Below are 11,990 nucleotides of genomic sequence, written 5' to 3' on the forward strand. Positions count from 1 at the left end.
ATGAGTGACACGCTGACTGTCGACGTGGTCGACTCCGAGGGCAAGAAGGCCGGCTCGGCCGACCTGCCCGCGGACGTCTTCGACGTGCAGACCAACATCCCGCTGATCCACCAGGTCGTCGTCGCGCAGCTCGCGGCGGCTCGCCAGGGCACCCACGACACGAAGTCTCGTGGCGAGGTGCGCGGTGGTGGGCGCAAGCCGTACAAGCAGAAGGGCACCGGCCGCGCCCGTCAGGGTTCGACGCGTGCTCCGCAGTTCGCCGGTGGTGGCGTCGTCCACGGCCCCACCCCGCGTGACTACTCGCAGCGCACCCCCAAGAAGATGAAGGCCGCGGCGCTCCGCGGTGCTCTCTCGGACCGCGCTCGTGCCGGTCGCGTGCACGTCGTCTCGGGCTTCGCCCCGGGCACCGCGCCGTCGACCAAGTCCGCGCTCGCCGTGCTCGACAACCTGTCGGGGCGCAAGCACGTCCTGGTCGTCGTCGAGCGTCAGGACGAGATCACGTGGAAGTCGCTGCGGAACGTCGAGCGGGTGCACCTGCTGGTCTCCGACCAGCTCAACACCTACGACGTCCTGATCTCGGACGACGTCGTGTTCACGCAGGGCGCGCTCGACGCGTTCCTGGCGGGCCCCGTCAAGGGTGCCTCCGCTGTGGCCACGTCCTCCGAGTCCGAGGAGGAGACGAAGTGACCGACATCGGCAAGAACCCGCGCGACATCCTGATCGCGCCGGTCGTCTCCGAGAAGAGCTACGGCCTGCTCGACGAGGGGAAGTACACCTTCCTCGTCGACCCGCGGGCCAACAAGACCGAGATCAAGATTGCCGTCGAGCAGGTCTTCGGCGTCAAGGTCGACTCGGTCAACACCGCGAACCGGCAGGGCAAGGCCCGTCGGACCCGTTTCGGCATCGGCCGCCGCAAGGACACGAAGCGTGCGATCGTCACCCTCCGCGAGGGAACGATCGACATCTTCGGCGGTCCGGTCGGCTGAGCGAAGGACTGAGAACTCATGGGTATTCGTAAGTACAAGCCGACCACGCCGGGCCGTCGCGGCTCCAGCGTCGCCGACTTCGTCGAGATCACGCGATCCACGCCGGAGAAGTCGCTCGTCCGTCCCCTCCACAAGACGGGCGGCCGTAACTCCACGGGTCGCATCACCACGCGCCACCAGGGTGGCGGTCACAAGCGTGCATACCGCGTCATCGACTTCCGTCGTCATGACAAGGACGGCGTGCCGGCCAAGGTCGCTCACATCGAGTACGACCCCAACCGCACGGCCCGCATCGCGCTCCTGCACTACGCGGACGGCGAGAAGCGCTACATCATCGCGCCGAACAAGCTGTCGCAGGGCGACCGCATCGAGAACGGCCCCGGCGCCGACATCAAGCCCGGCAACAACCTGCCGCTGCGCAACATCCCGACCGGTACGGTCATCCACGCCATCGAGCTGCGGCCCGGTGGCGGTGCGAAGATCGCCCGCTCGGCTGGTGCGTCCGTGCAGCTCGTCGCCAAGGACGGCCCCTACGCCCAGCTGCGTATGCCGTCCGGTGAGATCCGCAACGTCGACCTGCGCTGCCGCGCCACGGTCGGCGAGGTGGGCAACGCCGAGCAGTCGAACATCAACTGGGGCAAGGCCGGCCGCATGCGCTGGAAGGGCAAGCGCCCGACCGTCCGTGGTGTCGCCATGAACCCGATCGACCACCCGCACGGTGGTGGCGAGGGCAAGACGTCCGGTGGACGTCACCCCGTCAGCCCGTGGGGCCAGGCCGAGGGCCGTACCCGCCGTCCGAACAAGCCGAGCGACAAGCTCATCGTGCGCCGTCGGCGCACCGGCAAGAACAAGCGCTGATAGGAGCCTGAGATGCCACGTAGCCTGAAGAAGGGCCCGTTCGTCGACGGTCACCTGCAGAAGAAGGTCGACGTCCAGAACACCGCCGGCACGAAGAACGTCATCAAGACGTGGTCGCGCCGTTCGGTCATCACGCCGGACTTCCTTGGCCACACGTTCGCGGTGCACGACGGACGCAAGCACACCCCGGTGTTCGTGACGGAGGCGATGGTCGGGCACAAGCTCGGCGAGTTCGCCCCGACGCGGACGTTCCGCGGCCACGAGAAGGACGACCGGAAGGGTCGTCGCCGCTGACCCCCGGGTCAGCCAGGCGACGCCCTTAACCGGCAGAGACAAGAAGGCAGGACAGCAATGGAAGCCAAGGCGAAGGCGCGGTTCGTCCGCGTCACGCCCCAGAAGGCCCGGCGCGTCGTGGACCTCATCCGTGGCAAGCAGGCCGGCGAGGCTGTGGCGGTGCTGAAGTTCGCACCGCAGGCCGCGGGGGAGACGGTGCTCAAGGTTGTGGAGAGCGCGATCGCGAACGCTCGTGAGGCTGCCAAGCGCAGCAACGAGCGTCTCGACGAGGCGGACCTCTACATCTCCGAGGTGTTCGTCGACGAGGGTCCGACGCTCAAGCGGTTCCGTCCGCGGGCGCAGGGTCGGGCAAGCCAGATCCTCAAGCGGACGAGCCACATCACCGTGGTCGTCGCTGAGCGCGAGACGAAGGGACGGGCCCGATAGTGGGACAGAAAGTCAACCCGCTCGGGTACCGCCTGGGCATCACCACCGACCACCGGTCGCGTTGGTTCGCCGACTCGACCAAGCCGGGTCAGCGCTACCGCGACTACGTGGGCGAGGACGTCAAGATCCGCAAGCTCATGGCCACGGGCCTCGAGCGTGCCGGCATCGCCAAGGTCGAGATCGAGCGCACGCGTGACCGCGTCCGCGTCGACATCCACACCGCCCGCCCGGGCATCGTCATCGGGCGTCGTGGCGCGGAGGCCGACCGCATCCGCGGCGAGCTCGAGAAGCTCACGGGCAAGCAGGTGCAGCTGAACATCCTCGAGGTCAAGAACGCCGAGATCGAGGCTCAGCTGGTCGCCCAGGGCATCGCCGAGCAGCTGGCGAGCCGCGTCTCGTTCCGCCGTGCCATGCGCAAGGGCATCCAGTCGGCCCAGCGCGCCGGTGCCAAGGGCATCCGCGTGCAGGTCTCCGGCCGCCTCGGTGGTGCGGAGATGAGCCGCACGGAGTTCTACCGCGAGGGCCGCGTGCCCCTGCACACGCTCCGCGCGAACATCGACTACGGGTTCTTCGAGGCTCGCACCACCTTCGGGCGCATCGGCGTCAAGGTGTGGGTCTACAAGGGCGACATGACCGAGAAGGAGTTTGCTCGCGAGCAGGCGACCCAGGCCCCGCGCCCGGCTCGTGGCCCGCGGACGGACCGTGGCGAGCGCAGCGACCGTGGCCCCCGTGCCGCCGCTCCTCGTCGCGACCGTGCAGACGCTCCTGAGGCGACCGAGGCCGCTGCCGCTCCGGCGGAGACCCCGGCCGCTGAGACCGGAACGGAGGCCTGAGCATGCTGATCCCGCGCAGGTTGAAGCACCGCAAGCAGCACCACCCGGGGCGCTCCGGCGCCGCGACCGGTGGTACCGCGATCTCCTTCGGTGACTACGGCATCCAGGCTCTCGAGCCGGCCTACGTCACCAACCGGCAGATCGAGGCTGCTCGTATCGCCATGACCCGCCACATCAAGCGTGGAGGGAAGGTCTGGATCAACATCTACCCGGACCGTCCCCTCACCAAGAAGCCTGCCGAGACCCGCATGGGTTCCGGCAAGGGTTCGCCGGAGTGGTGGATCGCCAACGTCAAGCCCGGCCGAGTTCTCTTCGAGCTCGCCGGCGTCCCGGAGCCCCTGGCTCGCGAGGCCATGCGCCGCGCGCAGCACAAGCTCCCGATGAAGACACGTTTTGTGGTTCGCGAGGGTGGTAACTGATGACTATCGGCACCAAGGAACTGGCTCCCAGCGAGCTGGACACCTTCGACGACGAGAAGCTTGTCGCCGAGCTGAAGAAGTCCAAGGAGGAGCTGTTCAACCTCCGCTTCCAGTCCGCGACGGGCCAGCTCGAGAGCCACGGGCGTCTCAAGGCCGTTCGCCGCGACATCGCGCGGATCTACACGATCCTGCGTGAGCGCGAGCTCGGCATCCGTACCGCCCCGAGCGCGAGCGAGTGAGACAGATGAGCGACGACAAGAACGAGAAGACGACAGCGATCGCTGAGAAGCGCGGCGACCGCAAGACGCGCCGCGGCTACGTGGTCAGCGACAAGATGGAGAAGACCGTCGTGGTCGAGGTCGAGGACCGGGTCAAGCACCCGCTCTACGGCAAGGTCATCCGGCGGACGAGCAAGGTCAAGGCGCACGACGAGCTGGGCTCGGCGGGCGTGGGCGACCTCGTGGTCATCATGGAGACCCGGCCGCTGAGCGCCACCAAGCGGTGGCGCCTGGTCGAGGTCCTCGAGAAGGCCAAGTAAGCAGCACCATCCCCAGTTGCCCACGGGCGCCGGGTGGACGTCCTCGACACCACCCGGCGCGACGTGTGCATCACGGCAACTATCCGTTCGGCCAGGCTCGACCACCCGGCTCGAGAACCCGCCAGACGACAGGAGTAGGTAATGATCCAGCAGGAGTCGCGACTTCGTGTCGCCGACAACACTGGTGCGAAGGAGATCCTTTGCATCCGTGTGCTCGGCGGCTCCGGCCGTCGCTACGCAGGCATCGGTGACGTCATCGTCGCCACCGTCAAGGACGCCATCCCCGGCGGCAACGTCAAGAAGGGCGACGTCGTCAAGGCTGTCATCGTGCGCACCCGCAAGGAGCGCCGCCGTCCGGACGGTTCGTACATCAAGTTCGACGAGAACGCCGCCGTGATCCTCAAGAACGACGGGGAGCCCCGTGGGACGCGCATCTTCGGCCCGGTGGGCCGCGAGCTGCGCGACAAGAAGTTCATGAAGATCATCTCGCTGGCGCCGGAGGTGCTCTGACCATGGCGAAGATCAAGAAGGGCGACCTCGTCCTCGTCATCTCGGGCCGCGACAAGGGCAGCACCGGTCGCGTCCTCGAGGTCCTCGTCGAGTCGCAGCGGATCGTCGTCGAGGGCGTCCAGCGCGTGCAGAAGCACGTGAAGGCCGGCCAGACGCAGCGCGGCACGCGCACCGGCGGCATCGAGACCGTCGAGGCCCCCATCCACATCAGCAACGTGATGCTCGTGGACCCGGAGACCAAGAAGGGCACCCGGGTCGGCTACCGCACCGAGCAGGTCGAGCGCGACGGCCGTACCCGCACCGTTCGGGTCCGCGTCGCCAAGCGCTCCGGTAAGGACATCTGATGACCGAGACCACTCTCACGGCTCCGGCGCTCCCGCGTCTGAAGTCCAAGTACAACGACGAGATCCGCACCGCTCTCTTCGAGCAGTTCTCGCACGAGAACATCAACCAGGTCGCGCGCCTGGTGAAGGTCGTCGTGAACATGGGCGTCGGCGAGGCCGCCAAGGACTCCAAGCTCATCGAGGGCGCGATCCGCGACCTGACCCAGATCACGGGCCAGAAGCCGCAGGTCACCAAGGCTCGCAAGTCGATCGCGCAGTTCAAGCTGCGTGAGGGAATGCCCATCGGCGCCCACGTCACCCTGCGTGGCGACCGTGCCTGGGAGTTCCTGGACCGCCTGCTCTCCACCGCGCTGCCGCGCATCCGTGACTTCCGTGGCCTCTCGCCGCAGCAGTTCGACGGTCACGGCAACTACACCTTCGGCCTCGTGGAGCAGTCCGTGTTCCACGAGATCGACCAGGACAAGATCGATCGGGTCCGCGGTATGGACATCACGGTCGTCACGACGGCCGACACCGACGACGAGGGTCGCGCTTTCCTCAAGCTCCTCGGCTTCCCGTTCAAGGAGATCTGACCATGGCGAAGACTGCCCTCAAGAACAAGGCTGCTGCCAAGCCGAAGTTCGCAGTGCGTGGCTACACGCGCTGCCAGCGTTGCGGCCGGCCCCACTCGGTGTACCGCAAGTTCGGCCTGTGCCGGATCTGCGTGCGCGAGATGGCCCACCGCGGCGAGCTCCCCGGCGTCACCAAGAGCAGCTGGTAACCCACGCACCACGAACGTCGGTAGGTCCAGCCCCCACAAGGGCGGGATACCCCGGCGAGGAAGGGCGGAAGCCCCATGACCATGACCGACCCCATCGCAGACCTGCTCACGCGGCTGCGTAACGCGAACTCGGCTCACCACGACACCGTGCTGATCCCGTTCTCGAAGCTGAAGTCGCACATCGCGGAGATCCTCCAGGCGGAGGGCTACATCACGGGCTGGAAGGTTGAGGACGCCGTCGTCGGCAAGAACCTCATCATCGAGCTCAAGTACGGCCCCAACCGCGAGCGTGCGCTCGCCGGCGTGAAGCGCGTGTCCAAGCCGGGCCTGCGCGTGTACGCCAAGTCGACCAACCTGCCCAAGGTGCTCGGCGGCCTCGGCGTGGCGATCCTGTCCACGTCCTCCGGTCTCCTCACCGACAAGCAGGCCGCCAAGAAGGGCGTGGGTGGGGAAGTCCTCGCCTACGTCTGGTAAGTCCGAGACGGAAAGGAGCTAGCCATGTCCCGAATCGGCAGAGTCCCCGTCCCGGTCCCCACCGGCGTGGATGTCGACATCAACGGTGCCGTCGTGACGGTCAAGGGCCCCAAGGGCACCCTGACGCACACGGTCGCCGCACCCATCGAGGTCGCTCGTGACGAGGCAGGTGCCCTCGTGGTCACCCGCCCCGACGACGAGCGCGCCTCGCGCTCGCTGCACGGCCTCACCCGCACGCTGCTGGCCAACCTGGTCATCGGTGTGACGGAGGGCTACGTCAAGAAGCTCGAGATCGTCGGCACCGGTTACCGCGTGACCGCGAAGGGTGCGGACCTCGAGTTCGCGCTCGGCTTCAGCCACGCGGTCACGGTCAACCCGCCGGAGGGCATCACCTTCGTCGTCGAGGCACCCACCCGCTTCTCGGTGCAGGGCATCGACAAGCAGCAGGTGGGCGAGGTCGCCGCGAACATCCGCAAGATCCGCAAGCCCGAGCCGTACAAGGGCAAGGGCGTCCGGTACGCGGGCGAGAACGTGCGCCGCAAGGTCGGAAAGGCCGGTAAGTAATCATGGCTCTCAAGATCCTCGGCAAGGGCAAGCGTGTTGCCCGCCAGCGCCGCCACCTGCGCCTTCGCAAGAAGGTCGCCGGCTCGGCCGCGCGTCCCCGTCTCGTCGTGACCCGGTCCGCCCGGCACATCTCGGCGCAGGTCGTGGACGACGGCATCGGTCAGACGATCGTCTCCGCATCGACCCTCGAGGCCGACCTGCGCAGCTCGAACGACGACAAGACCGCCAAGGCCCGCAAGGTCGGCGAGCTCATCGCCGAGCGTGCGAAGGCTGCCGGCCTTGACGCTGTGGTCTTCGACCGCGGCGGCAACAAGTACCACGGCCGTGTCGCTGCGGTGGCCGACGGCGCTCGCGAGGGCGGTCTGAAGCTGTGACGACGACGAACTGCGACATGAAGAAGAGGACTCACTGATGGCTGCTCCTCAGCGCAGCAACACCGGGGCGCCCGCGGGCGGCACCGGGACCGGCGGCGGTGACCGCCGCGACGGCGGCCGCGGCCGTGACGGCGGCGGCGGTCGCGGACGCGACGCCGCAGAGAAGAGCGCGTTCCTCGAGCGCGTCGTGACGATCAACCGCGTGGCCAAGGTCGTCAAGGGTGGCCGCCGCTTCAGCTTCACCGCGCTCGTCGTGGTCGGCGACGGCGACGGCACCGTGGGTGTCGGCTACGGGAAGGCCAAGGAGGTGCCCGCGGCGATCGCCAAGGGCGTCGAGGAGGCCAAGAAGAACTTCTTCAAGGTCCCGCGCATCCAGGGCACCATCCCGCACCCCATCCAGGGTGAGGCCGCTGCCGGTGTCGTCTTCCTGCGTCCGGCGTCCCCGGGTACCGGCGTCATCGCCGGTGGTCCGGTGCGCGCCGTGCTCGAGTGCGCCGGCATCCACGACGTGCTGAGCAAGTCGCTCGGCTCGTCCAACGCGATCAACATCGTGCACGCCACGGTCGCGGCCCTCAAGGGCCTCGAGCGTCCCGAGGCCGTGGCCGCGCGCCGTGGGCTCCCGGTCGAGCACGTGGTCCCGGCTGCCCTCCTCCGTGCCCAGGCTGCCGGCCTGGCCGCAGCGGCGGGCTCGAAGGCAGGTGCGTGATGGCTCGACTCAAGGTGACCCAGACGCGATCTGGCATCGGCGGTAAGCAGAACCAGCGCGACACCCTGCGCACCCTCGGCCTCAAGCGGATCGGCGACGTCGTCGTCAAGGAGGACCGTCCTGAGATCCGCGGCATGGTCAAGACGGTGACGCACCTTGTCGCGGTCGAAGAGGTGGAGTGACCATGGCTGACGAGAACGAGAAGGGCACCGACGAGGTGACGGCCCCCAAGAAGGCCGCTGCCAAGAAGGCCCCCGCGAAGAAGGCCGCCGACACGGAGTCCGCTCCGAAGGCGACCAAGGCGAAGTCCGCTGCTGCGGACAAGCCGACCAAGGCCGACAAGGCCGAGGCGACGACCGAGGCTGCACCGAAGGCGAAGGCTCCCAAGGCCGCGCCCAAGGCCGCTGCGCCCAAGAAGTCGGTCTCCGCTGCTGCGGCGAAGGCGGCTGAGGCCGCCGCACAGCCCGGCAACGGCGGCACGCTCAAGGTGCACCACCTCCGTCCGGCCCCGGGCGCCAAGACCGCCAAGACCCGCGTGGGTCGTGGCGAGGCGTCCAAGGGCAAGACGGCCGGTCGTGGCACCAAGGGCACCAAGGCCCGCTACCAGGTGCCGACGCGCTTCGAGGGTGGGCAGATGCCTCTGCACATGCGCCTCCCGAAGCTGCGCGGCTTCAAGAACCCGTTCCGCGTCGAGTACCAGGTGGTCAACCTGGACAAGCTCTCGGCGCTGTACCCGAACGGTGGCGACGTGACGGTCGCCGACCTCGTGGCGAAGGGCGCGGTCCGCAAGGGCCAGCCCGTCAAGGTGCTCGGCACCGGCGAGCTCACGGTCAAGGTCTCCGTCGCGGTCGACGCCTACTCGGCGTCCGCGAAGGACGCGATCGTGGCGGCCGGCGGAAGCGTCGCGCAGGACTGATCGAAGGACGGGACCGGTGGGTGCGTAGTTACCCACCGGTCCCGTTCCGTATGTCGGCGGGCATCAGTTAGGGTGCCCCGGTGCTCGCGACTCGTCGCGGGCTGCACGGCCGGAACGGACCGGTCGTACGTGATGCCGCTCCGGCGGCCCAGGAGGACAGGTGCTCAGCGCATTCGTGCGGGCGTTCCGGACGCCCGACCTGCGGCGCAAGCTGCTCTTCACCATCGGGATCATGGTGATCTTCCGTGCCGGCTCGTTCCTGCCGACACCGGGAGTCTCCTACCCGAACGTGCAGACGTGTATCGCGCAGTCCCAGGGCAACGACCTGCTCGGGCTGGTGAACCTGTTCAGCGGCGGTGCACTGCTGCAGCTGTCGGTGTTCGCGCTCGGGATCATGCCGTACATCACGGCGAGCATCATCATCCAGCTGCTCCGGGTGGTCATCCCTCGCTTCGAGGAGCTGCACCGCGAGGGCCAGTCCGGCACCGCGAAGCTCACGCAGTACACGCGGTACCTGACGATCGGCCTCGCGATCCTGCAGTCGACGACGATCATCACGGTCGCGCGCAGCGGTCAGCTGTTCAGCGGGTGCACCGTCGACGTCATCCCGAACGACAGCTGGCAGACGCTCCTGCTCATGGTCATCACCATGACCGCCGGTACCGGCCTGATCATGTGGCTGGGTGAGCTCATCACCGAGCGCGGCGTCGGCAACGGCATGTCGCTCCTCATCTTCACGTCGATCGCGGCCAGCTTCCCCGGCGCCATGTGGTCGATCGCCGGCGGCGACAACGGCATCTCGAAGTTCATCGTCGTCCTGGCGATCGTCGTCCTGGTCATCGCGCTGGTGGTGTTCGTCGAGCAGTCGCAGCGGCGCATCCCCGTGCAGTACGCCAAGCGCATGGTGGGCAGGCGCATGTACGGCGGCTCGAGCACCTACATCCCGATCAAGATCAACATGGCCGGCGTCATCCCGGTGATCTTCGCGTCGTCGCTGCTCGCCGTCCCCGGCCTGCTCGCGCAGTTCGGTGACCCGACCGCCGCGTGGGTCCAGTGGATCCAGCGGTACCTGGCGTCGCCGAGCGCCCCGCTGCACCTGGCGATCTACGTCGTCCTGATCATCTTCTTCTGCTACTTCTACACGGCGATCACGTTCAACCCGGACGAGGTCGCGGACAACATGAAGAAGTACGGCGGGTTCATCCCCGGCATCCGCGCCGGCCGGCCGACGGCCGAGTACCTGGACTACGTGATCTCCCGCATCACCGCGCCCGGCTCGGTGTACCTGGCGATCGTCGCGCTGATCCCGACCATCGCGTTCATCGTGATGGGGGTCGGCACCAACATCCCGTTCGGTGGGGCGTCGATCCTCATCGTCGTCGGCGTCGGCCTGGAGACCGTGAAGCAGATCGAGTCCCAGCTGCAGCAGCGGCACTACGAAGGGTTCTTGCGTTGAGCACGCGTCTCGTCCTGCTCGGTCCTCCGGGAGCGGGCAAGGGGACCCAGGCCGTCCGGATCGCGGAGCGGCTCGGTATCCCGGCCATCTCGACCGGCGACATCTTCCGCGCCAACATCAAGGGCGGCACGCCGCTCGGCAAGACGGTCCAGGAGTACACCTCCCGCGGTGCGCTCGTCCCGGACTCGGTGACGAACGAGATGGTGCGCGACCGGCTCGCCCAGGACGACGCGGCGGACGGGTTCCTGCTCGACGGGTACCCGCGCAACGTCGCCCAGGTGGGAGAGCTCGACGCGATCCTCGCCGACGCCGGGCTGAGCCTCGACCTGGCGATCGAGATCACCGCCGACCCCGACGTCGTCGTGGCGCGGCTGCTGAAGCGCGCGGAGATCGAGGGCCGTGAGGACGACACCGAGGACGTGGTCCGCCACCGGCTCGACGTCTACGCCCAGGAAACCGCGCCCATCGCGCACGTGTACGCCGACCGCGGACTGCTCGCGCAGGTGGACGGGATCGGCGACGTCGACGCGGTCACCGAGCGGCTCGTCGCGGCGATCGGCGCGCCGAGCGCGGGCTGACGATGTTCGGTCGCGAGCGGATCGAGTACAAGACGCCCGAGCAGGTGCTGCTCATGCGGCGTGCCGGGCTGGTGGTGGCCGAGGCGCTGGCCGCTGTGCGGGAGCGGGCCGCCGCAGGGGTCACGACGGGTGAGCTCGATGCCGTGGCCGCGGAGGTCATCGGTGACCGCCACGCCACGCCGTCGTTCCTCGGCTACCACGGCTACCCGGCGTCCCTCTGTGTCTCGGTGAACGACGAGGTCGTGCACGGGATCCCCGGACCCCGCGTGCTCGAGCCCGGCGACGTGGTGTCGGTCGACTGCGGTGCGATCGTCGAGGGCTGGCACGGCGACTCCGCGATCACCCTCGTCCTCGACGGCGCCGCGCCCGAGGACGTCGCCCTGGCGGAGACGACGGAGCGGGCCATGTGGGCCGGCATCGCCGCCCTGGCCGGAGCCGAGCGGCTCGGCGCGGTGGGGGAGGCGGTCGAGGACGTCGTCGACGCCGCTGCGGTCGAAGGGCTGAACGGCGGTCAGCGGTACGGCCTCGTCGAGGAGTACGTGGGGCACGGCATCGGTACGGCGATGCACCAGCCGCCGGACGTGCCGAACTTCCGCAGTCGCGACCGCGGCCCACGCGTGCGCGCGGGACTGTGCGTTGCCGTCGAGCCGATGGTGGTGCGCGGTCAGCGGTTCACCCAGGTCCTCGACGACGACTGGACCGTGGTGACGGGCGACGGCTCGCGCGCGTCCCACTGGGAGCACACCGTCGCCGTCCTGGACGACGGCATCTGGGTGCTGACCGCGCCCGACGGCGGTGCGGAGAAGCTCGCCGCGCTGGGTGTCTCCATCGCACCGCTCGCCTGACCCACCCGGAGTTACTTCAGAGTAGGTCCATCCAGGTGAACTTGTGTCCAGTTGTCCACAATTTGTCGGTGAACTGGCCAAATACGCCCGCGATGACCGGTTTGTCGGA

At 68.4% G+C, this 11,990-nt stretch carries 22 protein-coding genes; all 22 read left to right on the forward strand.

What is annotated here, in order from left to right; genetic code table 11:
* The 22 genes from rplD to map all read left to right on the forward strand — a co-directional run bounded on the left by rplD (nt 1) and on the right by map (nt 11,881).
* Nucleotides 1–687: a 50S ribosomal protein L4 gene (gene rplD, locus ASD18_RS07715; RefSeq protein ID WP_056088914.1), complete on the forward strand. Its 687-nt coding sequence runs from the start codon at nt 1–3 to the stop codon at nt 685–687.
* Nucleotides 684–986 carry a 50S ribosomal protein L23 gene (gene rplW, locus ASD18_RS07720; protein WP_056088917.1) on the forward strand — a complete coding sequence of 101 codons (303 nt, stop codon included), beginning with the start codon at nt 684–686 and terminating at the stop codon, nt 984–986. The genes rplD and rplW overlap by 4 nt, the downstream gene beginning before the upstream one ends.
* A gap of 18 nt (nt 987–1,004) precedes the next feature.
* Nucleotides 1,005–1,844, forward strand: coding sequence for a 50S ribosomal protein L2 (gene rplB, locus ASD18_RS07725; protein WP_055912153.1), 840 nt, complete (start codon nt 1,005–1,007; stop codon nt 1,842–1,844).
* A gap of 12 nt (nt 1,845–1,856) precedes the next feature.
* Complete coding sequence (rpsS, locus tag ASD18_RS07730; RefSeq protein WP_055912154.1) at nt 1,857–2,138, forward strand: 30S ribosomal protein S19; 282 nt, start codon at nt 1,857–1,859, stop codon at nt 2,136–2,138.
* 57 nt (nt 2,139–2,195) lie between these two features.
* Nucleotides 2,196–2,564, forward strand: coding sequence for a 50S ribosomal protein L22 (gene rplV / locus ASD18_RS07735; RefSeq protein ID WP_056088920.1), 369 nt, complete (start codon nt 2,196–2,198; stop codon nt 2,562–2,564).
* Complete coding sequence (rpsC, locus tag ASD18_RS07740; protein WP_056088923.1) at nt 2,564–3,397, forward strand: 30S ribosomal protein S3; 834 nt, start codon at nt 2,564–2,566, stop codon at nt 3,395–3,397. The genes rplV and rpsC overlap by 1 nt, the downstream gene beginning before the upstream one ends.
* A gap of 2 nt (nt 3,398–3,399) precedes the next feature.
* Nucleotides 3,400–3,816, forward strand: coding sequence for a 50S ribosomal protein L16 (gene rplP, locus ASD18_RS07745; RefSeq protein WP_056088927.1), 417 nt, complete (start codon nt 3,400–3,402; stop codon nt 3,814–3,816).
* Entirely contained in the window at nt 3,816–4,055 is a 240-nt protein-coding gene (rpmC, locus tag ASD18_RS07750; RefSeq protein WP_055912162.1) for a 50S ribosomal protein L29, read from the forward strand. The genes rplP and rpmC overlap by 1 nt, the downstream gene beginning before the upstream one ends.
* 5 nt (nt 4,056–4,060) lie before the next feature.
* On the forward strand, nt 4,061–4,354 hold the full coding sequence (rpsQ, locus tag ASD18_RS07755; RefSeq protein ID WP_056088930.1) for a 30S ribosomal protein S17: 294 nt from the start codon (nt 4,061–4,063) through the stop codon (nt 4,352–4,354).
* 141 nt (nt 4,355–4,495) lie between these two features.
* The gene (gene rplN, locus ASD18_RS07760) at nt 4,496–4,864 is read left to right on the forward strand and encodes a 50S ribosomal protein L14 (protein WP_034625870.1); all 369 of its coding nucleotides are present in this window, start codon (nt 4,496–4,498) and stop codon (nt 4,862–4,864) included.
* Nucleotides 4,865–4,866: 2 nt separating this feature from the next.
* Entirely contained in the window at nt 4,867–5,208 is a 342-nt protein-coding gene (gene rplX / locus ASD18_RS07765) for a 50S ribosomal protein L24 (RefSeq protein ID WP_056088933.1), read from the forward strand.
* On the forward strand, nt 5,208–5,780 hold the full coding sequence (gene rplE / locus ASD18_RS07770; protein WP_056088935.1) for a 50S ribosomal protein L5: 573 nt from the start codon (nt 5,208–5,210) through the stop codon (nt 5,778–5,780). The genes rplX and rplE overlap by 1 nt, the downstream gene beginning before the upstream one ends.
* 2 nt (nt 5,781–5,782) lie before the next feature.
* The gene (locus ASD18_RS07775; protein WP_028045055.1) at nt 5,783–5,968 is read left to right on the forward strand and encodes a type Z 30S ribosomal protein S14; all 186 of its coding nucleotides are present in this window, start codon (nt 5,783–5,785) and stop codon (nt 5,966–5,968) included.
* Between the two features lie 75 nt (nt 5,969–6,043).
* Nucleotides 6,044–6,442, forward strand: a complete 399-nt coding sequence (rpsH, locus tag ASD18_RS07780; RefSeq protein ID WP_055912171.1) for a 30S ribosomal protein S8 — start codon at nt 6,044–6,046, stop codon at nt 6,440–6,442.
* A 24-nt stretch (nt 6,443–6,466) separates the two neighbouring features.
* Nucleotides 6,467–7,006 (forward strand): 50S ribosomal protein L6, encoded by a 540-nt coding sequence (gene rplF / locus ASD18_RS07785; protein WP_056088938.1) that lies wholly within the window; start codon nt 6,467–6,469, stop codon nt 7,004–7,006.
* A 2-nt stretch (nt 7,007–7,008) separates the two neighbouring features.
* Nucleotides 7,009–7,380: a 50S ribosomal protein L18 gene (rplR, locus tag ASD18_RS07790; RefSeq protein WP_056088939.1), complete on the forward strand. Its 372-nt coding sequence runs from the start codon at nt 7,009–7,011 to the stop codon at nt 7,378–7,380.
* Between the two features lie 37 nt (nt 7,381–7,417).
* Complete coding sequence (gene rpsE / locus ASD18_RS07795) at nt 7,418–8,086, forward strand: 30S ribosomal protein S5 (RefSeq protein WP_056088942.1); 669 nt, start codon at nt 7,418–7,420, stop codon at nt 8,084–8,086.
* Nucleotides 8,086–8,268, forward strand: a complete 183-nt coding sequence (gene rpmD / locus ASD18_RS07800) for a 50S ribosomal protein L30 (RefSeq protein ID WP_028045050.1) — start codon at nt 8,086–8,088, stop codon at nt 8,266–8,268. Before rpsE ends, rpmD begins: the two co-directional genes overlap by 1 nt.
* A gap of 2 nt (nt 8,269–8,270) precedes the next feature.
* On the forward strand, nt 8,271–9,002 hold the full coding sequence (gene rplO, locus ASD18_RS20715) for a 50S ribosomal protein L15 (RefSeq protein WP_082573648.1): 732 nt from the start codon (nt 8,271–8,273) through the stop codon (nt 9,000–9,002).
* Nucleotides 9,003–9,162: 160 nt separating this feature from the next.
* Entirely contained in the window at nt 9,163–10,458 is a 1,296-nt protein-coding gene (gene secY / locus ASD18_RS07810) for a preprotein translocase subunit SecY (protein WP_056088946.1), read from the forward strand.
* Nucleotides 10,455–11,036 (forward strand): adenylate kinase, encoded by a 582-nt coding sequence (locus tag ASD18_RS07815; RefSeq protein WP_056088947.1) that lies wholly within the window; start codon nt 10,455–10,457, stop codon nt 11,034–11,036. The genes secY and ASD18_RS07815 overlap by 4 nt, the downstream gene beginning before the upstream one ends.
* A 2-nt stretch (nt 11,037–11,038) precedes the next feature.
* Nucleotides 11,039–11,881 carry a type I methionyl aminopeptidase gene (gene map, locus ASD18_RS07820; protein ID WP_056088950.1) on the forward strand — a complete coding sequence of 281 codons (843 nt, stop codon included), beginning with the start codon at nt 11,039–11,041 and terminating at the stop codon, nt 11,879–11,881.
* Nucleotides 11,882–11,990 lie beyond the last annotated feature (109 nt).

This window comes from Cellulomonas sp. Root137 (assembly GCF_001426725.1).
Lineage (GTDB): Bacteria > Actinomycetota > Actinomycetes > Actinomycetales > Cellulomonadaceae > Cellulomonas.

Excerpts from the sequence above, each read along its gene's own strand:
- rplD (WP_056088914.1), top strand. The coding sequence starts at position 1 with ATGAGTGACACGCTGACTGTCGACGTGGTCGACTCCGAGGGCAAGAAG.
- rplB (WP_055912153.1), top strand. The coding sequence starts at position 1,005 with ATGGGTATTCGTAAGTACAAGCCGACCACGCCGGGCCGTCGCGGCTCC.
- rpsS (WP_055912154.1), top strand. The coding sequence starts at position 1,857 with ATGCCACGTAGCCTGAAGAAGGGCCCGTTCGTCGACGGTCACCTGCAG.
- rplV (WP_056088920.1), top strand. The coding sequence starts at position 2,196 with ATGGAAGCCAAGGCGAAGGCGCGGTTCGTCCGCGTCACGCCCCAGAAG.
- rplP (WP_056088927.1), top strand. The coding sequence starts at position 3,400 with ATGCTGATCCCGCGCAGGTTGAAGCACCGCAAGCAGCACCACCCGGGG.
- rpmC (WP_055912162.1), top strand. The coding sequence starts at position 3,816 with ATGACTATCGGCACCAAGGAACTGGCTCCCAGCGAGCTGGACACCTTC.
- rpsQ (WP_056088930.1), top strand. The coding sequence starts at position 4,061 with ATGAGCGACGACAAGAACGAGAAGACGACAGCGATCGCTGAGAAGCGC.
- rplN (WP_034625870.1), top strand. The coding sequence starts at position 4,496 with ATGATCCAGCAGGAGTCGCGACTTCGTGTCGCCGACAACACTGGTGCG.
- rplX (WP_056088933.1), top strand. The coding sequence starts at position 4,867 with ATGGCGAAGATCAAGAAGGGCGACCTCGTCCTCGTCATCTCGGGCCGC.
- rplE (WP_056088935.1), top strand. The coding sequence starts at position 5,208 with ATGACCGAGACCACTCTCACGGCTCCGGCGCTCCCGCGTCTGAAGTCC.
- ASD18_RS07775 (WP_028045055.1), top strand. The coding sequence starts at position 5,783 with ATGGCGAAGACTGCCCTCAAGAACAAGGCTGCTGCCAAGCCGAAGTTC.
- rpsH (WP_055912171.1), top strand. The coding sequence starts at position 6,044 with ATGACCATGACCGACCCCATCGCAGACCTGCTCACGCGGCTGCGTAAC.
- rplF (WP_056088938.1), top strand. The coding sequence starts at position 6,467 with ATGTCCCGAATCGGCAGAGTCCCCGTCCCGGTCCCCACCGGCGTGGAT.
- rplR (WP_056088939.1), top strand. The coding sequence starts at position 7,009 with ATGGCTCTCAAGATCCTCGGCAAGGGCAAGCGTGTTGCCCGCCAGCGC.
- rpsE (WP_056088942.1), top strand. The coding sequence starts at position 7,418 with ATGGCTGCTCCTCAGCGCAGCAACACCGGGGCGCCCGCGGGCGGCACC.
- rpmD (WP_028045050.1), top strand. The coding sequence starts at position 8,086 with ATGGCTCGACTCAAGGTGACCCAGACGCGATCTGGCATCGGCGGTAAG.
- rplO (WP_082573648.1), top strand. The coding sequence starts at position 8,271 with ATGGCTGACGAGAACGAGAAGGGCACCGACGAGGTGACGGCCCCCAAG.
- map (WP_056088950.1), top strand. The coding sequence starts at position 11,039 with ATGTTCGGTCGCGAGCGGATCGAGTACAAGACGCCCGAGCAGGTGCTG.